Raw genomic sequence first — 22695 nt, 5'->3', positions numbered from 1 at the left:
GCTTCGACAGGGGTTATGGGTCAGTGCTTGAACATCACATGGCGAACGGTGGTGTAGTCCTCCAGGCCATACATGGACATGTCCTTGCCATAGCCAGACAGTTTCTGACCGCCGTGAGGCATTTCGCTGACCAGCATGAAGTGGGTATTCACCCAGGTGCAGCCGTACTGCAAACGCGCAGCCAGGCGATGGGCGCGGCCGACATCGGCGGTCCACACCGACGACGCCAGGCCGTAGTCCGAATCATTGGCCCAGCCCAATACCTGGGCCTCGTCATTAAACTTCGTCACCGAAACCACTGGCCCGAACACCTCGCGGCGCACGATTTCATCGTCCTGCTGCGCATCGGCCAATACCGTCGGCTCAAAGAAGAACCCGTTGCCTTCCACCGCCTTGCCGCCGGTGATCAGGCGGATGTGGGATTGCGCCACCGCACGCTCTACAAAGCCGGCGACACGGTCGCGATGCTGCGCGGTGATCAGCGGGCCCAACTCGGTGGCCGGGTCATCCTGTAAACCGTACTTGATGCTGGCGACGGCCGCGCCGAGCTTCTCGACAAACGCATCGTAGATATCGGCCTGTGCATAAATCCGGCAGGCCGCGGTGCAATCCTGGCCGGCGTTGTAGAAACCAAAGGTACGAATGCCCTCAACCGCCGCGTCGATATCGGCGTCGTTGAAGATGATCACCGGTGCCTTGCCGCCCAGTTCCATGTGCATGCGTTTGACGCTGTCGGCGGTGCTGGAAATGATATTGGCACCGGTGGCAATCGAACCCGTCAGCGACACCATGCGCACTTTCGGATGATTCACCAGCGGGCTGCCCACGGTCGGCCCACGGCCAAACACCAGGTTGAGTACACCGGCCGGGAAAATTTCAGCGGCCAGTTCCACCAGACGCAACGCGGTCAGCGGGGTTTGTTCCGACGGCTTGAGCACCACGGTATTCCCGGCGGCCAGGGCCGGGGCGATTTTCCAGGCGACCATCATCAGCGGGTAGTTCCACGGCGCGATGGAGGCAATCACGCCCACCGGGTCGCGGCGGATCATCGAGGTGTGGCCCGGCAGGTATTCACCGCCGGCCGAACCGCTCATGCAGCGGCTGGCGCCAGCGAAGAAGCGGAACACGTCGGCGACCGCCGGGATCTCGTCGTTCAGCGCGGCGCTGTAGGGCTTGCCGCAGTTGTCCGACTCCAGCTTGGCCAGTTCTTCGCCATGGGCTTCGATGGAGTCGGCGAGTTTGAGCAGCAGCAGCGAGCGGTCTTTGGGCGGGGTCTGGGACCAGCCTTCAAAGGCGCTGTCGGCGGCGCGCACGGCGGCGTCGACCTGGGCTTCGCTGGCTTCCTTGATCTCTACCAGCACCCGGCCCAGTGCCGGGTTGAACACCGGCTGCGCCGGGCCTTCGCCTTCGACCAGTTGGCCGTTGATCAGCAGTTTGGTTTGCATGGTTCAGTCCTCTTAAAGCTGCATCGTTTCCCCTGCCGAAACCAGCGTCACTTGTAGGAGCCGGCTTGCCGGCGATGGCGGTGTGTCAGGTGATACCGCCATCGCTGGCAAGCCAGCTCCTACAGTGGATCCGGTTTCGTCAGTGGCAATTATTTACCGCCACTACCGGCCACGCTTTCGCCGCCGCGGGTCAGGTAATAGGCACCCAGAATCGGGAACATCGTCACGATCATCACCAGCATCGCCACCACGTTGGTCACCGGCACATCCCGTGGCCGGCTCAACTGGTTGAGCAGCCACAGCGGCAAGGTGCGCTCGTGGCCGGCGGTGAAGGTGGTGACGATGATTTCGTCGAACGACAGCGCGAACGCCAGCATGCCGCCGGCCAGCAATGCCGAGCCGAGGTTGGGCATGATGATGTAGCGGAACGTCTGCCAGCCGTCGGCACCGAGGTCCATCGAGGCTTCGATCAGGCTGTGGGAAGTGCGGCGCAAACGGGCGATCACGTTGTTGTAGACGATCACCACGCAGAAGGTCGCGTGGCCGACGATGATGGTGAACATCCCCGGTTCAATGCCCAGCGTCTTGAAGGTCGCGAGCAACGCGATACCGGTGATGATCCCAGGCAGCGCAATCGGCAGGATCAGCATCAGTGAGATGCCCTGCTTGCCGAAGAACTCCCGGCGATACAACGCGGCCGAGGCCAGGGTGCCGAGCACCATCGCAATCAGCGTGGCAATGGCCGCGATTTGCAGCGACAGCTTGATCGCTTCCAGCACGTCCGGCCGCGAGAAGGCCACGCTGAACCACTTCAGGGTGAAGCCCTGGGGCGGAAAGCTGAACGCCGCTTCTTCGGTGTTGAAGGCGTAGAGGAAGATGATCAGGATCGGGAAGTGCAGGAAAACCAACCCACCCCAGGCCGCGATCTTGAGACTCCATGAAGCTTTTTCAGAGTGCATCGAAGGCCCCCAGACGTTTGACGATGGACAGGTAAACCGCGATCAGCACGATCGGCACCAGGGTGAACGCTGCAGCCATGGGCATGTTGCCGATGGCACCTTGCTGGGCGTACACCATGCCGCCGACGAAGTAACCCGGCGGGCCCACCAGTTGCGGCACGATGAAGTCCCCCAGGGTCAGCGAGAACGTGAAGATCGAACCCGCCGCAATCCCTGGCACCGACAGCGGCAGAATCACCTGCATGAAGGTCTGTCGCGGCTTGGCACCCAAGTCTGCCGAGGCTTGCAGCAACGACGGCGGCAAACGCTCCAGCGAGGCCTGGATCGGCAGAATCATGAACGGCAGCCAGATGTACACAAACACCATGAACCGCCCCAGGTGCGAGGTGCTCAAGGTGCTGCCGCCCACGCCGGGAATGCCCATGATGAATTGCAGCGCCGGCTCCAGGCCCAGGTGCTGCACGAACCACTGCGCCACGCCGCCCTTGGCCAGCAGCAGGGTCCAGGCGTAGGCCTTGACGATGTAGCTGGCCCACATCGGCATCATCACCGCGATGTAGAAAAACGCCTTGGTCTTGCCCGTGGTGTAGCGCGCCATGTAGTAGGCGATGGGGAACGCGACGATGGCGCTGGCGATGGACACCACGACCGCCATGCTCAAGGTGCGCACGATGATGTCGAAGTTCGACGGCTGGAACAGCGCGGCGAAGTTGGCCAGGGTCAGGTCCGGCGTCACCGCCATGGTGAAGTCGTCAAATGTGTAGAAGCCTTGCCACAGCAGGGTCAGCAACGAACCCAGGTAGATCGCGCCGAACCAGATCAGCGGCGGCACCAGCAGCAGCGACAGGTACAGGTTGGGCTTCTTGTACAGCAGGTTGGAAAACCTGCGCATCGGGGGTTGGGACAGGGCCAGGCTCATGTCACACCTCGCCTGCGATGTCGGTCAGCGGCGTCATGGCTTCCCGCGCCCAGCGTGCCGTGATGGACTGGCCGACCTGATGCCCGGCGGTGGTGTCCAGCCATTGATTGTTGGCCTGGCTGATGTTCAGGGCCTGGCCGTTTTCCAGTTTCAGTTCATAGCGCGTGGCGCTGCCCTGGTACTGGATGTCATGCAGCAGGCCGCTGACTTCCACTTCGCCAGTGCCCAGCGGGCCTTCGGCGAAACGCACGTGTTCCGGGCGGATCGAGAACGGCTGCGGGTTACCGCTCAAGCGTTGCGCCAGTTCACCGCGAATCACGTTGGAGGTGCCGACGAATTCCGCGACGAAGGTGGTGGCGGGCTTCATGTACAGGTTGCGCGGGGTGTCGACCTGTTCGATGCGGCCCTTGTTGAACACCGCCACGCGGTCGGACATCGACAGCGCTTCGGTCTGGTCGTGGGTCACGAAGATGAAGGTGATGCCGAGCTGGCGTTGCAGCTTCTTCAGCTCGCTTTGCATCTGTTCCCGCAGTTTCAGGTCGAGTGCGCCAAGGGGCTCATCGAGCAGCAAAACGCGAGGGCGATTGACCAGCGCGCGGGCCAGGGCCACACGTTGACGCTGGCCGCCGGAGAGTTGCACCGGCTTGCGGTCGCCGTAGCCGCCGAGGGCCACCATGCCCAAGGCCTCTTCGGCGCGGTTGAGGCGTTCGGTCTTGGCCACGCCTTTGACTTTCAGGCCATAGGCCACGTTGTCCCGCACGTTCATGTGGGGGAACAGCGCGTAATCCTGGAACACAGTGTTCACGTCGCGCTGATACGGCGGCAAGCCGGCGGCTTCCTCGCCGTGAATCCGGATGGAACCGGCACTCGGTTGTTCGAAACCGGCTATCAGGCGCAGGCACGTGGTTTTGCCCGAGCCGGAAGGGCCGAGCATGGAAAAGAACTCGCCGTCCTGAATATCGATGGAAACCCGGTCAACGGCTTTCACTTCGCCGAACTGACGGGAAACGTGGGTGAATTGGACTGCAAGCGTCATGGTGCGGTGCTCCAAAAAGGTACGGGGCGTCGCAGCGGCCCGGCCTGGACTTCTGAAAAATCTATCAATAGCGGTGAGAACCCTTGTAGGAGCCGGCTTGCCGGCGATGGCGGCCTTGAATACTGCAAAGAACTCAAGGGCCTCATCGCCGGCAAGCCGGCTCCTACAGGAAGGCGGTGTCAGCGGCCGCCCATGATCGCGATGTAATCCTGGGTCCAGCGGCTGTACGGCACGAACTTGCCGCCCTCAGCCTGCGGGGTTTTCCAGAAGGCGATCTTCTCGAACTGGTCGAAACCGTTGGTCTTGCAACCTTCGGCGCCGAGCAATTCGCTTTCCTTGCACGCGGCAGGCACCGCCGGCAACGAACCGAACCATGAGGCTACGTCACCCTGGACCTTCGGCTGCAGCGACCAGTCCATCCACTTGTAGGCGCAGTTCGGGTGCTTGGCGTCGGTGTGCAACATGGTGGTGTCCGCCCAGCCGGTGGCGCCTTCCTTCGGAATGGTCGAGGCGATCGGCTGCTTCTCGTTCACCAGGCCGTTGACCTGATACGGCCACGCACTGGAGGCCACCACGCCTTCGTTCTTGAAGTCACTCATTTGCACGGTGGTGTCGTGCCAGTAGCGGTGGATCAACGGTTGCTGGGCGCGCAACAGGTCGAGCACGGCCTTGTACTGGGTTTCGGTCAGCTCGTACGGGCTCTGGATGCCCAGTTCCGGCTTGGTGGCCTTGAGGTACAGCGCCGCGTCGGCGATGTAGATCGGGCCGTCATAGGCCTGCACGCGGCCTTTGTTCGGCTTGCCGTCCGGCAGGTTCTGCGCGTCGAACACCACGTTCCAGCTGGTGGGCGCGGTCTTGAACACGTTGGTGTTGTACATCAACACGTTCGGGCCCCACTGGTACGGCGTGCCGTACGTCTGCTGGCCCACCACGTACCACGGCGCATCCTTGAGGCGCGGGTCGATGTTCTTCCAGTTGGGGATCAGCGAGGTGTTGATCGGCTGTACGCGCTTGCCGCCGATCAGCCGCAGCGAGGCATCGCCCGACGCGGTGACCAGGTCGTAGCCGCCCTTGGCCATCAAGCTCACCATCTCGTCAGAGGTGGCGGCGGTCTTGACGTTGACCTTGCAGCCGGTCTCTTTCTCGAAACCGGTGACCCAGTCGTAGTTCTTGTCGCTTTCGCCACGTTCGATATAGCCGGGCCAGGCGACGATATCCAACTGGCCTTCACCGGCACCCACCGCCTTGAGCGGTTCGGCGGCCTGGATGCTGACACTGGCCAGCAGCGCGGTGGTCAGGGCACTGAGCAGTGCGGTCTTGTGCGCAGACATGGGGGTTCCCTCTTCTTTAATTATGGTCGGGGCAGTTTTTGCAGCAGGTGGTGCATGAGCGTAGTTGTTGTTTTAAAGATGCTGGCCGTGGCGCGCCATGATGTGCCGCACCACGCTGTAGTCCTGTAGCGAATCGCTGGACAGATCTTTCCCATACCCCGAGCGCTTCAAGCCGCCGTGGGGCATTTCGCTGACCAGCATGAAATGGCTGTTGATCCAGGTGCAGCCGTATTGCAGGCGCGATGCAACCTGCATGGCCTTGTCCAGGTTCTGGGTCCAGACGGAAGAGGCCAGGCCATATTCCGAGTCGTTGGCCCAGTCCACGGCCTGTTCCAGTTCATCGAAGCGGGTCACGGTGACCACCGGGCCGAACACTTCGCGCTGCACGATTTCATCATTCTGTTTACAACCGGCCAGCAACGTTGGCTGGTAGAAGAATCCGGCGCCGGAATGCACGGCGGCACCGGTGATGCGTTCGATATGCGGCTGGCCGAGGGCACGCTCGACAAAACTGGCCACGCGGTCGCGCTGGCGCGTACTGATCAGCGGGCCGAGTTCGTTGTCGGCATCACGCTTGCCGGCAAACCGCAGGCTGCTGACGGCGGCGCCGAGGTCGGCCACCAATTTGTCGTGGATGCCGGCCTGGGCGTAGATGCGGCACGCGGCGGTGCAGTCCTGGCCGGCGTTGTAATAACCGTAGGCGCGCACGCCTTCGACCACGGCTTGCAGGTCGGCGTCGTTGCACACGATCACCGGGGCCTTGCCGCCCAGTTCCAGGTGGGTGCGCTTAAGTGTCTTGGAAGCCGCCTGGAGGATTTTCTGCCCGGTGACGATATCGCCGGTCAACGACACCATGCGCACTTTCGGGTGGCTGACCAAATGGCTGCCGACGCCTTCGCCGCCGCCACACAGAATGTTGATCACCCCGCGCGGCAACAGTTGGCTCAGCGCGGGGGCCAGGGCCAGGATCGACAGCGGCGTGTGTTCCGACGGCTTGAACACCAGGGTATTGCCGGCGGCCAGGGCCGGGGCGATTTTCCAGGCGGCCATCATCAGCGGGTAATTCCATGGCGCGATGGAGGCAACCACGCCAATCGGATCGCGGCGCACCATGCTGGTGTAGCCCGGCAGGTATTCACCGCTCAGTTGCCCGGTCTGGCAGCGCACGGCGCCGGCGAAGAAACGGAATACATCGACGGTGGCGCTCAAGTCGTCCTGGCGCGCCAGGTGCAGCGGCTTGCCGCAGTTCAGCGATTCCAGGCGGGCGAGGTAGTCGGCTTGTTTTTCGATGGCATCGGCGATGCCCAGGAGAATGTTCGAGCGCTGCTGGGGCGTGGTTCGCGACCAGCCGGCAAAGGCGCGGTGGGCGGCCAGGATCGCGGCTTCAACCTGTTCGGTGCTGGCTTCGGCGATGTGGGTGAGGATTTCACCGGTGGCCGGGTTGATGATCGGCTCGACAAAACCTTCGCCTGCGACCAGTTCGCCGTCGATCAGCAACGCAGTAAGCAGCGGTGTGGGCGCGCCAGACATTTTTCGCGATCTCTTTTCTTGTGTGGTCATGGCTGTTCTCGTACGAGGCGCCTGACCTTCTCTTATGGGATGAGTAGAGACTAGAGGTCAGGCGCGAGGTCAACAAATACTAAATACTGAAAGCAGCATTCGATTAAATAGATGGCTTGCGTGGGTGGGGCTGTTCGCGCGCCACCGTCAGGAACGGGTCCACCAGCGCCGGGCGCGCCGTGCCCCGGCGCCAGGCCAGGCCCACGTCGAGGGTCTGGCTGAGATCGGCGATCGGCCGGGCCTCGATGATGTCGCCTTCCAGCGACCAGGGACGGTAGGTCATGTCCGGCTGGATCGACACGCCCAGGCCAGCGGCGACCAGGCTTCGCACGGCTTCCGTGGACGCGGTGCGCAATGTGACGCGAGGTTGCAGGCCGGCGCCGGTCCACATGCGCTGGGCGTTGTGGCCCATTTCATCGACGTTCAACTGAATCAGTGGCTCGCGGGCTACGTCGGCGAGGTTGATGCTGTCGTGTTCCAGCAGCGGGTGCTGGGCCGGCAGCCACAGGCGATGGGGTGAGTGGGTCAGCACTTCGGTCTGCAGGGCGTGGCGGTCTTCGAGGTTGGAGAGGATCAGCACGCCGACGTCGATTTCGCCGCTGACCAGCAAGTGTTCGATGTAGGGGCGTTCGTCTTCCATCACGCGAATTTCGACATTGGGGTAGGCGCGTTGGAAGCGGGTGAGCAAATCTGCCAGGTAATAGCCGGCCACCAGGCTGGTTACGCCGATGATCAACTGCCCGGCTACCTGGTCGGTGCTCTGTTGCAGGCTGCGCTTGGCGTTGTCGACGGTGGCCAGGATCAGGTGCGCCTGGCGCAGGAACTGGTGGCCCTGGTGGGTCAGGGTCATGCCCTTGGCGTGGCGGTTGAACAGGTTGACGCCGATTTCCTGCTCCAGTTGCTGGATCGCCAGGGTCAGGGTGGACTGGGAGATGAAGGCGGTCTGGGCGGCGGCGGAGATCGAGCCGGTCTCGGCCACGGCGATGAAATGACGGATTTGACGCAAGGTCATCATGCTGGAATTACCAGTGGGGTGTTTTTATAGATTTGTTCGAGTGTATATCGTTTTAATTGAGGGGTAGGGGCGTTACATCTGGAAGCACTCTAGATCGGGGGTTTTTGGCACTTAGTTTTACGCTGGGGGCCTATTGGTCCTATGAACCTGCGTTTCTGGAGGCTGTTAATGAATACTCGTGGATTGCTTGATCAACTGCTCAAATCTGGCCAGGACATGTTGCAGAACAAGGCTGGCGGGCAGCGGAAAGGTGAGGATAAAGGGGCCCTTGGCGGCCTGCTCGGCAGCGGTGGGTTGGGCAGCTTGCTCGGTGGTGCGGGCGGGGGCGCCTTGGCAGCCGGTGCTATGGGGCTTTTGTTGGGGAACAAGAAAGCCCGCAAGTTTGGGGGTAAGGCGCTGACTTATGGTGGGTTGGCGGCGTTGGGTGTGATTGCCTACAAGGCTTACGGCAATTGGCAGGCGCAGCAGGCCAGTGCGCCCCGGGGTGAGCCGCAGACGATTGATCGCTTGCCGGCCGCTCAGGTTGAGCTGCATAGCCAGGCGATTCTCAAGGCGTTGGTGGCGGCGGCCAAGGCGGATGGGCACGTGGATGAGCGTGAGCGTGAGTTGATCGAAGGGGAGTTTGTGAAGCTGGATAATGATCAGGAGTTGCAGCATTGGTTGCATGCTGAGCTGAATAAGCCGCTGGATCCGGCTGATGTTGCCCGGGCGGCCAGTACGCCGGAGATGGCGGCTGAGATGTATATCGCCAGTGTGATGTTGGTGGATGAGGAGAACTTCATGGAGAAGGCTTATCTCGATGAGTTGGCGCGGCAGCTTAAGTTGGAGCCGGGGTTGAAGGTTGAGCTTGAGAAGCAGGTGCGGCAGGTGGTGGCTGGTTGATTGATTGATTGATTGATTCAGTACATATCCGTTGCTGCGGTAACGGCTACTTAGGGTTCCGCTCTTACAGCGGGTCACTTTTGGCAAACGCCCGGAATGCCGGCCCAGCCAAAAGTAACCAAAAGGTCTTTGCCCCACCACTCGGTGCCTCGCCTAGGCTCGGCATGCCGGAACGAAGGCCCGTTTCCGCGGGCCGCCGCGACGTGCCATCCATGGCCCGGCGCGGCTAAATCGGCATCCCTGCCGATTTACCCGCTCCACCGTGCCTGCTTGCGGCCATCGTGGTTAACGGGGCCCGCAGATCAAGATCAAGATCAAAAGCAGATCAAGATCAAGATCAAAAGCACGCAGCCTCGCTGGCGCTCGACAGCTGCTACGGGGTGGCTTTGCTTTTCTGTGGGAGCTGGCTTGCCTGCGATGCAGGCAACTCGGTACATCAGATACACCGAGGTGATGCCATCGCAGGCAAGCCAGCTCCCACAGTTGACCGTGCCCGCTGTAGATTTTGATGTTGCCTTTGCTTCACCACACTCAAGCCGGCCGGTAGGCCGCTGTGCTCTGGCTTTTGACTTTGATCTTGATCTTAGGCGCCCCGTTAAACCACGCTGGCCGAACGCAGGTAGTACGGAGCGGGTAAACCGGCAGGACGCCGGTTTAGCCGCGACGGGGCAGGGACGCCCCGTCGCGGCGGCCCGCTTCGTGCTACCGGAGCAGAGGGCACACCGAGCCTAGGCGAGGTGCCGAGTGGTGGGGCAAGAGCGTTTTGCTTACTTTTGACTGGGCCGGCATTCCGGCTTTTCAAAAGTGAGCCGCTGTAAGAGCGGAACCAATATCAGCCGTTACCTGAATAACGGATATACCCTCAATCCCCCTCATTGGCATACATATAGTCAGTCGCCAACGAAGCCAGCGTCCGAACCCCGACCACCAACGCCGACTCATCCACAAAGAACCCCGGATTATGATTCGGCGCCGCCTTGCTCATGTCCTGATCCCGCGGCGTCACCCCCAGAAACACAAACAACCCCGGCGCCTCCTTGGCATAAAACGAGAAATCCTCAGCCCCACCCACCAACGGCGCGTTGACCACATCGCCATTCGCCGCCCAACGCAAACTCGGCAGCATCTTCTCGGTCAGCGCCGGATTATTGATGGTCGGATCGTACTTCTCAATGATCGTCACCTCAGCCTTCGCCCCACCACTCTCGGCGATCTTCTCGACAGTCTGGCGCACATCCGCATGCAGCTTCTGGCGAATGCCATAGTCGTAGGACCGAATCGTCCCACTCATGTCCACCGACTCGGGAATGATGTTGTACCGCGTGCCACCGTTGATGGTGCCAATACTCACCACCGCCGGAAACGAAGAAATATCGGTCCGCCGACTGACCACCGTCTGCAACCCCACAATGGTCTGCGCCCCGACAGTGATCGGATCAATCCCATCCCACGGCCGCCCGGCGTGGGTCTGCTTGCCCAGAATCTTGATCCGCAGGTCATCCGAGCTCGCCAACGTCGGCCCCGGCCGATACGCGATCTGCCCCGCAGGCACACCCGCCCAAACATGCAGCCCAAAAACGGCATCCGGCTTGGGCGACTTCATCACCCCTTCCTGCACCATCATCTTCGCGCCCCAGGTGTTCTTGCCGTCGGGGATAAAGTCGCTCGGGCCTTCTTCAGCCGGCTGGAAATAGAACACCACGGTACCCGGCAGGCGGTCGCGCATGCCTGTCAGGATTTTCGCCGTGCTCAGCAGGATGGCGGTGTGGGCGTCGTGGCCACAGGCGTGCATCACGTCGACTTCTTTATCGAGGTACACGCCCTTGGCCTTGGACGCGAAGGGCAGGCCGGACACTTCCTTGACCGGCAGCGCATCCATATCGGCGCGCAGGGCAACGGTCGGGCCGGGCAGGGCGCCTTTGAGAATGGCGACTACGCCCGTGCGGGCAACGCCGGTCTTCACCTCAAGCCCCATCTCCCGCAGTTGCTTGGCCACAAGCTCCGCGGTGCGGTGTTCGGTATTGCCCAGTTCAGGATGGGCGTGGATGTCGCGCCGGGTTTCCAGCAAGGCCGGTTCCAGCACTTTGGCCTGGGCGGCGATGGTTTCGCGGGCACTGTCCTGGCCGCTGCTGGCGGCGATGACCGCACTGCTGGCGACACCGCACAGCAAGCCGAATACCCATTGGTGTGTAAGACCGGTCAAACGCATAAGGACTCTCCATGATTATTGTTGTTGATCCTGACGTCGTCCGGGCCGCGCTTATTCTTTCTCCTGCACGCCTCCCGCCGCCGTCACCACTTGCACGCTCAAGCGCGGAGTGGCCAGGTCCAGCCCGGCCTCATCCAGGTGACGCTTGAGCGACAGGTTGAACGCCCGCGAAACCTCCCACTGCTTGATCGGCGCGGTCTTGAAGCGGGCGCGAAGAATCGCACTGCCGGACTCGAAACTTTCTACACCCTGAATCTCCAGCGGCGACCAGATATTGCGCCGCTGCAACGGGTCGTTGCGCATCTTCTGCCCGACGTCGCGCATCAGCTTGATGGCGTCGTCGATTTCCATGTTGTACGGAATCGCCACCCGGAAGATCGCGTAGCCGAACTCCCGGGAGTAGTTCTTGATGCTTTTGATTTCACTGAACGGAATCGTGTGCACGATGCCGTCGATGTCCCGCAGGCGCACCGTACGAATGGTCAAGCCTTCCACGGTGCCCAGGTGGCCACCGACGTCCACGTAGTCATCAATCGCCAGGGAGTCTTCGATAATGATGAACAGGCCGGTGATCAAGTCCGCCACCAGCGACTGCGCACCAAAACCGATGGCCAGGCCGATCACGCCGGCACCCGCCAGCAGCGGCGTGACGTTCATGCCCATGTTCGCCAGGGCGACGATGGCGGCAATGATGAAGATGGTCACGAACAGCACGTTGCGAATCAACGGCATCATTGTCTGTGCCCGCGCATTGGCCAGGCCTTTGCGCGAGCGGGTCAGGGCGTGATGGATGGCGGTGTCGCTGAGGATCCAGATCAGCCACGCGAACAGCAAGGTGCCCGCGAGGCCGAACAGCTTGACGCTGATTTCATGGCCGTCGCCTTCGGTAAAGCGGATCAGCGACAGGCCCCAGACCCGCAGGCCCAGTTCGATGAACACCAGCCACACCACCAGGTGGGCGAGGGTGTAGACGAAGCTTTTCAGTCGATCGGAGTACAGCGCATGGCGCTTGTGCCCACGCTGGGGCTTGAGGGCATGGCGGCGCACCAGGCCGTTGATCACCATGCACAGCACCAGCAACACCGTGCACAACAACGATTGGCGCAGGGCGGTGCTGGTGTCGCCGGCGGAGACAAAGGTGGCGAACAGCGAGATGCCCACCAGCAGCAATGCCGGCAGGTACCAGAAGGTGCCGACGATTTCGATGGTGTCGCTCAGGGCGCGGCGGGTCAGGCGGCGGGACAGCGGCTGGTTGCGGATAAGGTGCGCGATGGGCCGGCGGAAACGCAGGATGAACACGCCGGTGGACAGCGCGGCCATCACATTGGCGATGGTCGCGGCGACATGGGACAAATGCTGGCCCAGGCTCTCGGCCAGGCGCGGGTCGCTGACGGCTTCGCCAAAGGCGGCAAAGCTGCCGATCAGCCACAATGGCCGGAACGCCTGGTGCCGCAGGATGTACAAGGCGCGGTGGCGGTGCGGGCCGTCGAGCACGGAAAACGCGACCACGCAGATCGCCGAGAAGCAGGTGCCCACCACCAGCGCGTAAGCCAGCACCATCGCCAGGGATTTGCCCAGGGACGAGGGCAGCGCGTAGCTCATGTAGACGGTGATCACCAACGCGATCAGCCACGGGCCGAGCTTGCGCAGGGCAAAGCGCAGCAGGTCCCAGGTCTTGGGGTGTTGGGGCAGTTCTTCGGTCAGGCCGAAGCGCTCGCGCACCCGGTGGCTGAGCCAGATCAGCACGGCGGCCAGCAGGCTCCAGAGCATCAGGATCATGGCAAACGCAAAGATGATCGGCAGCCACTCACTGGCCGGCAGCATCAGGGCGGTAAGTTCATCCTTGGCCTGGTCGAACTCGCTGGACCAGCGATTGATCGGGCTGTCGGCACCGGAGAACTGTTGCTCCAGGCTGGACAGGGTGCCGCCGATCAAGCCGAGCACACCCAGTTCGGCGGCGGGCTGGGCTTTTTGCGTGGTTTCCCGGAGCTTTTTCAGGTCGCTCAGCAGTTTGGTGCGCTGCTGGTCGTTCTCCAGGGTCTTGATCACTTCGTCCAGGGACTGGCCCAGCGGGACGTCGGCTTGCGGTTGGGTTTTGTTGGTGCTGCCCAGCAGCCCCGGCAGGCTCACGGCGTGGGCAGGCGCCATGGGCAACAGGGCCAGCAGGCAGATAAACAGACAGCAGGGCAGGGCAAACAGACGGGCAAGCACGAGGCGGTCAACCTTAAATACGACGAATTGACCGAGTGTACGAGGCCGTCATGTGCAATGCGAGTGGGATTGTCATTCAGCGAGTTTGGCGAGGATCTTGTAAACCACGGTGCCGAGGATCAGCAGCATGCCGATCCACATGCCGAACACGCCGATGGCTTTATCGCGAAAGTTGAAGCCGATGGCCAGGAGGATCATGCCGGTCAGGATGGGGATGAGCATGGAGTGGAAGGCGGACATGGTGATCATGGGGCGACGGCCTTGTCGGGTGGGGGGATGGGTATAAGTCTAGGTCGATTTTGCGAAGTGCAAGTTGATCAGTGTCAGAAACGCTACAAACCGCGGTTAATTTCTACACCCGATGGCTTTTTTTCGATTGGCCACGGTCAACATCCCTCAGGAACCTTTAAACCCAGGAGCATTCATCCATGAGCACACCCAAGGCGCTGTTGATTCTGCACGGCAAGCAAGCCCTCAACGAGCAGGTGCGGGCGGCGGTGCAGGCGAGGCGCGAGCAAGGCTGGGAATTGGACGTGCGGGTGACGTGGGAGGGCGGCGACGCCCAGCGGTTTGTCGATCAAGCCCTGGCCGATGGCTATACCCGGCTGATTGCCGGCGGCGGCGACGGCACGCTGCGGGATGTGGCCGAGGCCATGGCCCGGGCGAAGACTGAGGCCAGCCTGGTGCTGATGCCCCTGGGCACTGCCAACGACTTTGCCCGCGCCGCCGGCGTACCGCTGGAGCCCGAGCAGGCCCTGGAGCTGCTGGATGTGCCGGCCCGCGCCATCGACCTGGGCGAGGTAGGCGGGCAGATTTTCCTGAATATGGCCACCGGCGGGTTTGGCAGCCAGGTCACCGCCAACACCTCCGAAGACCTGAAGAAAGTCCTCGGCGGCGCGGCGTACCTGTTTACCGGCCTGTCACGCTTCAGCGAGTTGCGCGCGGCCTACGGTGAATTGCAGGGGCCTGACTTCCACTGGCGTGGCGAGCTGCTGGCATTGGGCATCGGTAACGGGCGCCAGGCTGGCGGCGGCCATGTGCTGTGCCCCGATGCGCTGGCCGATGATGGTTTGCTGGACATCAGCATCTTGCCGGCGCCCCAGGAAGTGGTCGGCACGTTGCGTACGCTGATGGCGGACGGCTGGGGCCTGGACAATATGTTTGTGCGGGCGCGTTTGCCGTGGGTCGAGATCAAGGTCGCCGAAGGGCTGGCGATCAACCTGGACGGCGAACCGCTCAAGGGCGACGACTTGCATTTCTCGGCCTTGCCCCAGGCGCTGCGGGTGCATTTGCCGGTGGATTCGCCATTGCTGACTAATCGTCCAGGCTGATGATCTGTTCGCGCACGGCGAACAACACCAGGCCCGCCACATCGAAAATCTGCAGGCGTTTCATGATCTGCGAGCGGTGGGCTTCCACGGTCTTGATGCTCAAGCCCAGGCCGTTGGCGATTTCCCGGGTGGATTTGCCGCGCACGATCAAGCGCAGGATTTCCAGCTGGCGTGCCGTCAGGTTGTGGCTGTGGGGCGGCGGGTTGGGCTGGGCCTGATTGCGCACCAGCGCCTGGTTGATCACCGTGTGGGCAATGGCCGGGCTCAGGTAGCGTTCGTTGTTGCGCAAGGCCAGGAGCGCGTGCTCCAGCTCATTGGCCGTGGTGTCCTTGAGCAGGTAGCCGTGAGCGCCGGACTCCAGGGCGCACATGATCAGCTCCGGGTCGGTGTGCATCGACAAAATCAGCACTTTGCTCTTTGGGTAGGCGCGCTTGAGCTCCTTCAGCGCGTCGAGGCCGCCGGTGTGTTTCATCGACAGGTCAAGCAGCACGATGTCGGGTTGCAGCGCGTCGAAGCGCTCCAGCAACTGCGCACCATCGCTGGCTTCGCCAACCACCGCGTAGCCGGGAATATCCATGACCAGCGCACGCACGCCGGCCCTGATCAGGGAGTGGTCATCCACCAGGAGTAAGTTGCACGTCACTCTAGAACCTTATTGGGGTTGGCCCGTTCGAGGGCGCGGGGCGCCCAGGGGAAAAGCGCTTCGATCCTCGTCCCAAAGCCTGGCTGGCTATTGACGGACAATGTGCCACCCAGTTGATCAATCCGCTCGGACATCCCGGCCATGCCCCGTTGGCCTTCCTGGGCAGGGTTGATGGCGGGCAAAAAGCCCTGGCCGTCATCGCTGATAAACAGCGACAGGCCTTCGGGCAGGCGCTGCAGGCGCACCAGCAGGTTACGTGCCTGGGCATGGCGCAGCATGTTGGTGACGGCTTCCTGGGTAATCCGGAAGGCGGCGACAGCCATCTCTTCCGGGATGCCGGTCAACCGTTGATGGCATTCCAGGCTCCAGCTCACCCGGGTGTTTTCCAGGGTCTTGAGCAGGTGCGCCCGCAGGCTCGCTTCCAGCCCCAGGCTCGCCAACTGCCGGGGGTTGAGGATGGCCGACACGTCCTGCACCTTGGCCAGGGTTTCGTTCAAGGTGTTGCACAGCACGGCACAATGGCCCTGCAAGTCTTCCGGCAGGCGGCGCTTGAGCCACTCACTTTGCAGCTTGGCGGCGGTCAACAGTTGGCCGATATCGTCGTGCAGTTCGCGGCTGAGGCGATGACGTTCGTTTTCCTGCACCTGCAACAGGCGGTCGGCCAATTCCTGGGGCTGGAACTTGATGGATTTGCGCGAGCGCCACTGTTGCAGGCCTACCACCAGCAGGGTGGCCAGGTTCAACAGCAACAGGGCAACAGGCAGGTGGGTCGATTGTGCATAAGCCCACAGGCTGAGCAGGAATGAGCACAGGCATAGCGCGAGGGTCATCCAGCGTGCATTGCTTCGGGACACGGACCTTGCGATGAGTGACTTCAGGCTGGCGTACATAGGAGGCGCATTTCACGTTTATATGCATCATGAAGTTGAGTCACTTCGAGCGGGGCATGGTACCACCACTATTACCGTTGGTCGCCTGGAGCCGAGCGTGATGAGGGTTATTAATCGCGGCAGCGCCCCGGGAGGTAGTCCCGGAGTTCAAATAGGCGGGGAGTTGTATCATTGAAGTTGTTTTGTATCGGTATTGTCGTTAGTGGCTTATTGATATTTTTCTGCTAACGACGACATCATGCATGGTTAGTTGTGGCTGTCGTTTTTGGATAAGTCGGCCATTGAATACGACGGTTTTGTCGGTTAAATGCGAAAGATATTCAAATCGCGTAAGGCATGCTGCGTTGTTGCTTATAACCAAAGTCGCTTTGCGGGATGTGCTGGACGACGGTGGCAATCAACACGGTTTGTTCCGTTTCATCCAGGCCTAGTTTGCCGGTTTTGGCGTCGATCAACTCCAGTTGCCAGGCGAGCAAGGTCAGGCAAGCATTCAGCGCGTCCAGTGCCTCGTCGTGTAATTGCAACGGGCTGGCGGCATTGGCGATCAGGTACTGCACATGCCGGGAAAACTCGCCGATGGCCCGCAGCGCAAGGGCGTCGGACTTTTCCGCGAGCCTGATCAGGCTGCTCTTCATGCAGTCGACGGCGTCGCTGTCGTTACGAATCAAGTGCAGGTGGCTCAAGCATTCCTGGGACTTGGCCAGCAGCATTTCCGCCTCAAGGAGGAACTCGGGAAGTGCAAGTTGCCACTCTTTGCCGTCGTTCATCATGCAAGTCTCCACAACATACGGTCGGATAATGAGATGTCGCACTGGGTGAATGGCTTAAAAGTACTGCTGAAATATGACGAAGATCTGTAGGTCGGTTCCGACTTTTCAGTAGGGCATTTATTTGAATGATGCCCGCGCTCGTCGGAACCCCCCATCATCTTCAGGGCCATTCGCATAACTTCTTCGGTTGCCAAGACGTAAGTCTGTGGACGACCCGTGGGCCGAGAGCTTGCGGTAGCAAACAAAAGCCTGACTCCATTCATGCAATGAGAATGGCGTCACATTAATGGCTATTAGATATCGCGAATATCAGGTTGGTCCTGATTGTGGATAGGGGAATCCCTTACATAGGGGAACCTCGCGCTGACTTTGCGGTCACGCGGCGGTGTTGATGGGCCTTGCGTTGAAGCTGGCTCAGTAAAGCATGATGTCAGTGTGACATCAATGGATTTGCATGGCATTTTAGTGGGGGTCAAGGTCCGGCGTTTGCCGCCGATAACCTGCTTCAGTGACCTGTAATATCCTTCCGCTCAACCCAGGAGTCTTTAATGGCCGGCATTCTCGACACGGTAGATCAACGCACACAATTGGTGGGTGAGAATCGCCTGGAGATCCTCATGTTTCGCCTGGCCGGGCGGCAGCTGTTCGCGATCAACGTGTTCAAGGTGCAGGAAGTGCTGCAACTGCCCAAGTTGACCCTGATGCCCCAGCGCCACCCGTTTGTCTGCGGCGTGGTCAACCTGCGTGGCCAGACGTTGCCGGTAATCGACCTGTCCCAGGCGATTGGCATGCGCCCGCTGATACCAGGGCCCAACAGCACCATTATCGTCACCGAATACAACCGCTCGGTGCAGGCATTCCTGGTGGGCGGTGTAGACCGCATCGTCAACATGAACTGGGAGGCGATCCTGCCGCCACCGGCCAGTGCCGGGCGCCAGCATTACCTCACGGCCATCAGCAAGGTCGATGACCAGTTGGTGGAAATCATCGATGTGGAAAAAGTCCTTGCCGAGATCGTGCCCTACAACGCCAAGGTTTCCCGCGAAAAACTCGAAGACCCGGTACTGGAGCGCGCCCGTGGCCGCGAAGTGCTGCTGGTGGATGACTCCAACGTAGCGCTCTCGCAACTGCGTGACACCCTCGGCCAACTGGGGGTGAAGATGCACATTGCCAGCGACGGCCTCAAGGCCCTGAACATGCTCAAGGCCTGGGCCGACAGCGGCCAGGTAATGACCGACAAACTGTTGATGATCTTCACCGACGCCGAAATGCCCGAGATGGACGGCTACCGCCTGACCACCGAGATTCGCAACGACCCGCGCCTGCGCAGCCTGTACGTGGTGCTGCACACTTCGTTGTCCGGCAGCTTCAACGACTCGATGGTGAAGAAGGTCGGTTGCGACAACTTCCTCTCCAAGTTCCAGCCCGACAAGTTGGTGGACGTGGTGCGTCAACGCCTGATGCTGGACGAAGTGCCGGCTTGAGCTTAGGGTGACGGCTTTGCCCCTCAGGAATGCAGGCCCATGCTTCGTCTCAGCGCGCTGTACCGATACCCCTTGAAGTCTGGCAAGGGTGAACCCTTGCAGCAGATCGGCCTGGATGCACTCGGGCTCGACGGGGATCGACGCTGGATGCTGGTGGACGAGGCCAGCGGACGGTTCCTGACCCAGCGCGCCGTGGCCAAAATGAGCCAGCTGTCGGCGCTTTGGAACAGCGCCGGTGGCCTGACCCTGAGCGCCCAAGGGCAGCCAGCCCTTGACGTGCCACTGCCCGGCAGCGATGCCGAGTTGCGCGGCGTGACCATCTGGCGCGACACCTTGCGCGTGCCGGATGCGGGTGATGAAGCGGGCGCCTGGCTCAGCGAATTCATCGGCAAACCCACGCGGCTGGTGCAAGTGCCACTGGCGCGTGCGCGTACCACCGAGGCCGGCTACGGCAAGGATGATGACAAGGTTGGCTTTGCCGATGGCTTTCCGTTGCTGCTGATCGGCCAGGCGTCCCTTGATGACCTGTCGCAACGCATCGGCCGCCCCATGGAAATGCTGCGTTTTCGTCCCAACCTGGTGATCGAGGGCAGCGAAGCCTTTGCCGAAGATGGCTGGAAGCGGGTGCGGATTGGCGACGTCGAGTTTCGCGTGGTCAAGTCGTGCTCGCGCTGCATCCTGACCACCATCGACCCGGCGAGCGGTGAGCGCAGTGCCGACCGCGAACCCTTGGCCACGCTCAAGACCTACCGGGAACAAGAGGGTGATGTGATGTTCGGACAGAACCTGGTCAACGATGGTGTGGGCCGACTGGAAGTCGGCATGCCGGTGACGATCCTGGAGTAACCGTCCGTGCAATAAAAAATGCCCGTCTCTCGCGAGACGGGCATTTTTTTTCGGCTACCGAACGTTTAGCCGCGGTATTCGCACAGGTAGGCCGTGTCGACGGCGACTTTCAGCTGGAACTTGCTGTTGGCAGGCACGTTGAACTGACTGCCGGCGGCGAAGGTTTCCCAGTCGGTGCTGTCTGGCAGCTTGACGGTCAGCGCGCCCGACACCACGTGCATGATTTCACGCTGGGCAGTGCCGAATTCGTATTCACCCGGGGCCATGACGCCGATGGTCGCCGGACCTTCTGCGGTGCCGAAAGCGATCGACTTGACGGTGCCGTCGAAGTACTCGTTGACTTTAAACATGGGCGAATCCTCGGAAAAGGGTCAAGAAAGGTCGGCCAGTATGCCTTCTACACGGGCAAAATCAACGGCAGCAGCCGTGCGGTATTGCGCGCATCTTCCAGCGCCCGGTGCTGTTGGCCGTGGAACTGCATACCCGCCAGTTGCAGCGCGCCGTTGAGTCCCAGCGGCTTGTCCAGGCGCCGGGCCTTGGCGAAACGCTGCTTGAGGTTCACGTGGGGTGTCTGGCCCAGCACGCTGCTCAGGCCATGGCGTTGCCACTCCAACTCCAGTTGCTGGCGGTCGTAGTCGCCCCAGCTCGCCCAGCCTTCCAGGCGTGCCTGGTGTTGACCGAGCCAGCGTTCGAACAGCGGCCACACGTCATTCAACGGCGCGGCGGCGTCGATATTCGCCTGGGTGATGTGGGTCAACTGGCGGCAGAACGGCGTCAGCAACGGCCTGCGCAGCGGCCGCACGAAACGCTGGAAATGGTCCAGCTCACGGCCCTGGCGGTTGACCAGGCTCACGCCGATCTCGATGATTTCCATCTCGGTCACGGGCCAGCCGCCTTCATCCGTTGTGGCTTCAAGATCAATAATCAGCCAATGAGGCATCGCAGGTTCCCGTACTCTTCCCGTCCTGATGGGGATAGAGCGTAGCCAAGCCTGCTAGTTCCGCCCAGGGGTCATTCGATCTCCAGCAAAATCTGACGGTTCCTCACCTGATCTCCCGCAACCGCCTGGATCCGCTTGACCACGCCGCTCATGCCGGCCTTGAGCGGGTGCTCCATTTTCATCGCTTCCAGCACCAGCAACAGCTGGCCCTTGCTGACCGAATCGCCTTCGCTGACCCGTACCTCCACAATCGCGCCATCCATCGGCGCCTTGACCGTGCCGTTGCCGGCCTCGGCCTGGCGGGTGGCAACGGCCTGGGTTTGGTCGGTGATGCATACGCCGGGCAGCCAGAGCCGGGTACCTTGCAGGTGGTAGGCGATGCGGCGGCGGATACCGTTGACCACCGCGGTGGCCCAACGACCGTCGGTGGTGAGGTCGCGTATTTCGACGGCGTGCCGATCAATCTCGACTTGCAGGCAATTGTCAGCCAGCACACTGAGGCTGACGACCCGGGATTCGTCCTGTTCGGCCAGTTGCCAGGTCCACGGCACGCTGGCGTTGTTGCGCCAGCCCGACAGCGGCTTGGCATGGTCGCTGGCGCTGCGTTGATAAAACAGCGCGGCGGCCAGGGCCAGCTCATCGTTGGTCGCTTGGGTTTGAGGGATCTCGCTGAAATGTTCGGCGATAAAACCGGTGCTGAAGTCACCGGCGATAAATAGCGGGTGCTTGAGCAGGTCGGCCAGCAGCCATTGATTAGTCGATACGCCGAGCAATACGCAATCTTCCACGGCCCTGACCAACTTGCGCCGGGCCTCTTCGCGTGTGGCGCCGTGGGCGATGATCTTGCCCAGCATCGGGTCGTAGAACGGCGTGATGCGCTGGCCTTCCAGCAGGCCATGATCGATGCGCACACCTGGCGCCGGCTCCCAGCGCAGCACGTCGCCGGTTTGCGGCAGGAAGCCCTGGGCCGGGTCTTCGGCGTAGAGGCGTACTTCCATGGCGTGGCCGCTGAGGGTGACCTGTTCCTGACGCAACGGCAGCGGCTGGCCAGCGGCGATCTGCAACTGCCAGGCCACGAGGTCGAGGCCGGTGATCAGCTCGGTGACCGGGTGTTCCACTTGCAGGCGGGTGTTCATTTCCAGGAAGTAGAAATTGTTGTTGCGGTCGAGCAGGAACTCCACTGTGCCGGCGCCGACGTAATTGACGGCGCGGGCGGCCTTGAGGGCGGCTTCGCCCATGGCTTGGCGCAGTTCGCTGGTCATGACCGGGCAGGGGGCTTCTTCGATGACTTTTTGATGGCGGCGCTGGATCGAGCAGTCGCGTTCGCCGAGGTAGATCAGGTTGCCGTGGGTGTCGCCGAACAGTTGGATTTCGACGTGGCGCGGCTCGATCAGGGCTTGTTCGAGGATCAGTTCGGCGCTGCCGAAGGCGTTTTGTGCTTCGGAGCGGGCGGTGCGCAGGTGTTCCAGCAGGGTGTCGGGGTTGTGTACCAGGCGCATGCCACGGCCGCCGCCGCCGGCGCTGGCCTTGATCATCAGCGGGTAGCCGATGTGGTCGGCGTGCTGTTGCAGGGTTGGGTCGTCCTGGTCGGGGCCTTGGTAGCCTTTGATGCAGGGGACGCCGGCGTCGAGCATGGCGAGTTTGGAGAGGCGTTTGCTGCCCATCAATTCGATGGCTTCGGGGCTGGGGCCGATGAAGGTCAGGCCGGCGGTTGCGCAGGCTCGGGCGAAGTCGGGGTTTTCGGAGAGGAAGCCGTAGCCGGGGTGGATGGCGTCGGCGCCGGTGCGGTGGGCGGCTTCGAGGATGGCCTCGATGCTCAGGTAGGACTGGTTGACCGGGGCGGGGCCGATGTTGACGGCTTCGTCGGCCATCTGGACGTGCAGGCTGTGGGCGTCGGGGGCGCTGTAGACCGCTACGGTGCGGTAGCCCAGGGATTGGGCGGTGCGCTGGATGCGGCAGGCGATTTCGCCACGGTTGGCTATGAGGATTTTATTGAACATGAGTGATCCCTTGGGTTGGCGTTTACCGTGTACATATCCATTCCTGCGGTAACGGCTGCTATTGGTTCCGCTCTTACAGCGGGTCACTTTTGAAAAGCGCAAAAGTAACCAAAACGCTCTGCCCCGCCTGTCGGCGCCTCGCCTAGGCTCGGCGTCCCCTCACTCCGGGATTGCTCCGCGGGCCGCCGCGACGGGGCGTCCCTGCCCCGTCGCGGCTAAACCGG

General features: G+C 61.8%; 19 protein-coding genes and 1 pseudogene. 4 read left to right on the top strand and 16 right to left on the bottom strand.

What is annotated here, in order from left to right:
- Positions 1–20: 20 nt before the first annotated feature.
- The 7 genes from HX875_RS25860 to HX875_RS25830 form a co-directional block, all read right to left on the bottom strand.
- Complete coding sequence (locus HX875_RS25860; RefSeq protein WP_177046934.1) at positions 21–1445, bottom strand: gamma-aminobutyraldehyde dehydrogenase; 1425 nt, start codon at positions 1443–1445, stop codon at positions 21–23.
- Positions 1446–1594: 149 nt separating this feature from the next.
- Positions 1595–2404, bottom strand: coding sequence for an ABC transporter permease (locus HX875_RS25855; protein ID WP_063032954.1), 810 nt, complete (start codon positions 2402–2404; stop codon positions 1595–1597).
- Positions 2394–3323, bottom strand: a complete 930-nt coding sequence (locus tag HX875_RS25850) for an ABC transporter permease (RefSeq protein WP_003209552.1) — start codon at positions 3321–3323, stop codon at positions 2394–2396. Before HX875_RS25850 ends, HX875_RS25855 begins: the two co-directional genes overlap by 11 nt.
- A gap of 1 nt (position 3324) precedes the next feature.
- A complete protein-coding gene (locus tag HX875_RS25845; protein ID WP_177046932.1) occupies positions 3325–4359 on the bottom strand; it encodes an ABC transporter ATP-binding protein in 1035 nt (344 codons plus the stop codon).
- Between the two features lie 179 nt (positions 4360–4538).
- Positions 4539–5690 carry a putative ABC transporter substrate-binding protein YdcS gene (gene ydcS, locus HX875_RS25840; RefSeq protein ID WP_177046930.1) on the bottom strand — a complete coding sequence of 384 codons (1152 nt, stop codon included), beginning with the start codon at positions 5688–5690 and terminating at the stop codon, positions 4539–4541.
- 72 nt (positions 5691–5762) lie between these two features.
- The gene (locus HX875_RS25835; protein ID WP_177046928.1) at positions 5763–7220 is read right to left on the bottom strand and encodes a gamma-aminobutyraldehyde dehydrogenase; all 1458 of its coding nucleotides are present in this window, start codon (positions 7218–7220) and stop codon (positions 5763–5765) included.
- A gap of 133 nt (positions 7221–7353) precedes the next feature.
- Positions 7354–8265 carry a LysR family transcriptional regulator gene (locus HX875_RS25830; protein ID WP_003209548.1) on the bottom strand — a complete coding sequence of 304 codons (912 nt, stop codon included), beginning with the start codon at positions 8263–8265 and terminating at the stop codon, positions 7354–7356.
- A 168-nt stretch (positions 8266–8433) separates the two neighbouring features.
- Here HX875_RS25830 and HX875_RS25825 point away from each other — a divergent pair, with 168 nt between their 5' ends.
- Complete coding sequence (locus HX875_RS25825) at positions 8434–9147, top strand: tellurite resistance TerB family protein (RefSeq protein WP_177047268.1); 714 nt, start codon at positions 8434–8436, stop codon at positions 9145–9147.
- Positions 9148–10009: 862 nt separating this feature from the next.
- Here the strand turns inward: HX875_RS25825 and HX875_RS25820 are convergent.
- The 3 genes from HX875_RS25820 to HX875_RS25810 form a co-directional block, all read right to left on the bottom strand.
- On the bottom strand, positions 10010–11356 hold the full coding sequence (locus HX875_RS25820) for an amidohydrolase (protein WP_177046925.1): 1347 nt from the start codon (positions 11354–11356) through the stop codon (positions 10010–10012).
- 51 nt (positions 11357–11407) lie between these two features.
- On the bottom strand, positions 11408–13567 hold the full coding sequence (locus tag HX875_RS25815) for a mechanosensitive ion channel family protein (RefSeq protein ID WP_177046924.1): 2160 nt from the start codon (positions 13565–13567) through the stop codon (positions 11408–11410).
- A 72-nt stretch (positions 13568–13639) separates the two neighbouring features.
- Complete coding sequence (locus HX875_RS25810; protein WP_010166452.1) at positions 13640–13816, bottom strand: hypothetical protein; 177 nt, start codon at positions 13814–13816, stop codon at positions 13640–13642.
- Positions 13817–13995: 179 nt separating this feature from the next.
- Between HX875_RS25810 and yegS the strand changes: the two are divergent.
- Positions 13996–14920, top strand: a pseudogene (yegS, locus tag HX875_RS25805) (lipid kinase YegS); the annotation flags it as partial.
- Here the strand turns inward: yegS and HX875_RS25800 are convergent.
- From HX875_RS25800 to HX875_RS25790, 3 genes are all read right to left on the bottom strand, one after another.
- Positions 14882–15541, bottom strand: a complete 660-nt coding sequence (locus tag HX875_RS25800; RefSeq protein ID WP_010166456.1) for a response regulator transcription factor — start codon at positions 15539–15541, stop codon at positions 14882–14884. The pseudogene yegS and the gene HX875_RS25800 sit on opposite strands and share 39 nt — an antisense overlap.
- Positions 15538–16431, bottom strand: coding sequence for a sensor histidine kinase (locus HX875_RS25795; protein WP_177046922.1), 894 nt, complete (start codon positions 16429–16431; stop codon positions 15538–15540). The genes HX875_RS25800 and HX875_RS25795 overlap by 4 nt, the downstream gene beginning before the upstream one ends.
- Positions 16432–16751: 320 nt before the next feature.
- The gene (locus HX875_RS25790; RefSeq protein ID WP_177047266.1) at positions 16752–17198 is read right to left on the bottom strand and encodes a hypothetical protein; all 447 of its coding nucleotides are present in this window, start codon (positions 17196–17198) and stop codon (positions 16752–16754) included.
- A gap of 551 nt (positions 17199–17749) precedes the next feature.
- Here HX875_RS25790 and HX875_RS25785 point away from each other — a divergent pair.
- Together HX875_RS25785 and HX875_RS25780 are read left to right on the top strand one after the other, a co-directional pair.
- Entirely contained in the window at positions 17750–18685 is a 936-nt protein-coding gene (locus HX875_RS25785) for a chemotaxis protein CheV (RefSeq protein ID WP_008430676.1), read from the top strand.
- Between the two features lie 39 nt (positions 18686–18724).
- Positions 18725–19531, top strand: a complete 807-nt coding sequence (locus HX875_RS25780) for an MOSC domain-containing protein (RefSeq protein ID WP_177046920.1) — start codon at positions 18725–18727, stop codon at positions 19529–19531.
- Positions 19532–19596: 65 nt separating this feature from the next.
- Here the strand turns inward: HX875_RS25780 and ppnP are convergent, their stop codons facing one another.
- From ppnP to HX875_RS25765, 3 genes are all read right to left on the bottom strand, one after another.
- Positions 19597–19881, bottom strand: a complete 285-nt coding sequence (ppnP, locus tag HX875_RS25775; protein ID WP_003183665.1) for a pyrimidine/purine nucleoside phosphorylase — start codon at positions 19879–19881, stop codon at positions 19597–19599.
- A 47-nt stretch (positions 19882–19928) separates the two neighbouring features.
- Positions 19929–20471: an exonuclease domain-containing protein gene (locus HX875_RS25770; protein WP_169385869.1), complete on the bottom strand. Its 543-nt coding sequence runs from the start codon at positions 20469–20471 to the stop codon at positions 19929–19931.
- Between the two features lie 71 nt (positions 20472–20542).
- Complete coding sequence (locus HX875_RS25765; protein ID WP_177046919.1) at positions 20543–22471, bottom strand: acetyl/propionyl/methylcrotonyl-CoA carboxylase subunit alpha; 1929 nt, start codon at positions 22469–22471, stop codon at positions 20543–20545.
- Between the last annotated feature and the right edge of the window lie 224 nt (positions 22472–22695).

This window comes from Pseudomonas yamanorum, from assembly GCF_013386765.1.
In the GTDB taxonomy this organism is placed as follows: domain Bacteria; phylum Pseudomonadota; class Gammaproteobacteria; order Pseudomonadales; family Pseudomonadaceae; genus Aquipseudomonas; species Aquipseudomonas yamanorum_A.
This window is presented reverse-complemented; position numbering and strand designations above follow the sequence as displayed.

Excerpts from the sequence above, each read along its gene's own strand:
- HX875_RS25770 (WP_169385869.1), bottom strand. The coding sequence starts at position 20,471 with ATGCCTCATTGGCTGATTATTGATCTTGAAGCCACAACGGATGAAGGC.
- HX875_RS25855 (WP_063032954.1), bottom strand. The coding sequence starts at position 2,404 with ATGCACTCTGAAAAAGCTTCATGGAGTCTCAAGATCGCGGCCTGGGGT.
- HX875_RS25795 (WP_177046922.1), bottom strand. The coding sequence starts at position 16,431 with ATGTACGCCAGCCTGAAGTCACTCATCGCAAGGTCCGTGTCCCGAAGC.
- HX875_RS25845 (WP_177046932.1), bottom strand. The coding sequence starts at position 4,359 with ATGACGCTTGCAGTCCAATTCACCCACGTTTCCCGTCAGTTCGGCGAA.
- HX875_RS25820 (WP_177046925.1), bottom strand. The coding sequence starts at position 11,356 with ATGCGTTTGACCGGTCTTACACACCAATGGGTATTCGGCTTGCTGTGC.
- HX875_RS25850 (WP_003209552.1), bottom strand. The coding sequence starts at position 3,323 with ATGAGCCTGGCCCTGTCCCAACCCCCGATGCGCAGGTTTTCCAACCTG.
- HX875_RS25825 (WP_177047268.1), top strand. The coding sequence starts at position 8,434 with ATGAATACTCGTGGATTGCTTGATCAACTGCTCAAATCTGGCCAGGAC.
- ppnP (WP_003183665.1), bottom strand. The coding sequence starts at position 19,881 with ATGTTTAAAGTCAACGAGTACTTCGACGGCACCGTCAAGTCGATCGCT.
- HX875_RS25860 (WP_177046934.1), bottom strand. The coding sequence starts at position 1,445 with ATGCAAACCAAACTGCTGATCAACGGCCAACTGGTCGAAGGCGAAGGC.
- HX875_RS25780 (WP_177046920.1), top strand. The coding sequence starts at position 18,725 with ATGCTTCGTCTCAGCGCGCTGTACCGATACCCCTTGAAGTCTGGCAAG.
- HX875_RS25835 (WP_177046928.1), bottom strand. The coding sequence starts at position 7,220 with ATGTCTGGCGCGCCCACACCGCTGCTTACTGCGTTGCTGATCGACGGC.
- ydcS (WP_177046930.1), bottom strand. The coding sequence starts at position 5,690 with ATGTCTGCGCACAAGACCGCACTGCTCAGTGCCCTGACCACCGCGCTG.
- HX875_RS25785 (WP_008430676.1), top strand. The coding sequence starts at position 17,750 with ATGGCCGGCATTCTCGACACGGTAGATCAACGCACACAATTGGTGGGT.
- HX875_RS25790 (WP_177047266.1), bottom strand. The coding sequence starts at position 17,198 with ATGAACGACGGCAAAGAGTGGCAACTTGCACTTCCCGAGTTCCTCCTT.
- HX875_RS25830 (WP_003209548.1), bottom strand. The coding sequence starts at position 8,265 with ATGATGACCTTGCGTCAAATCCGTCATTTCATCGCCGTGGCCGAGACC.
- HX875_RS25810 (WP_010166452.1), bottom strand. The coding sequence starts at position 13,816 with ATGATCACCATGTCCGCCTTCCACTCCATGCTCATCCCCATCCTGACC.
- HX875_RS25765 (WP_177046919.1), bottom strand. The coding sequence starts at position 22,471 with ATGTTCAATAAAATCCTCATAGCCAACCGTGGCGAAATCGCCTGCCGC.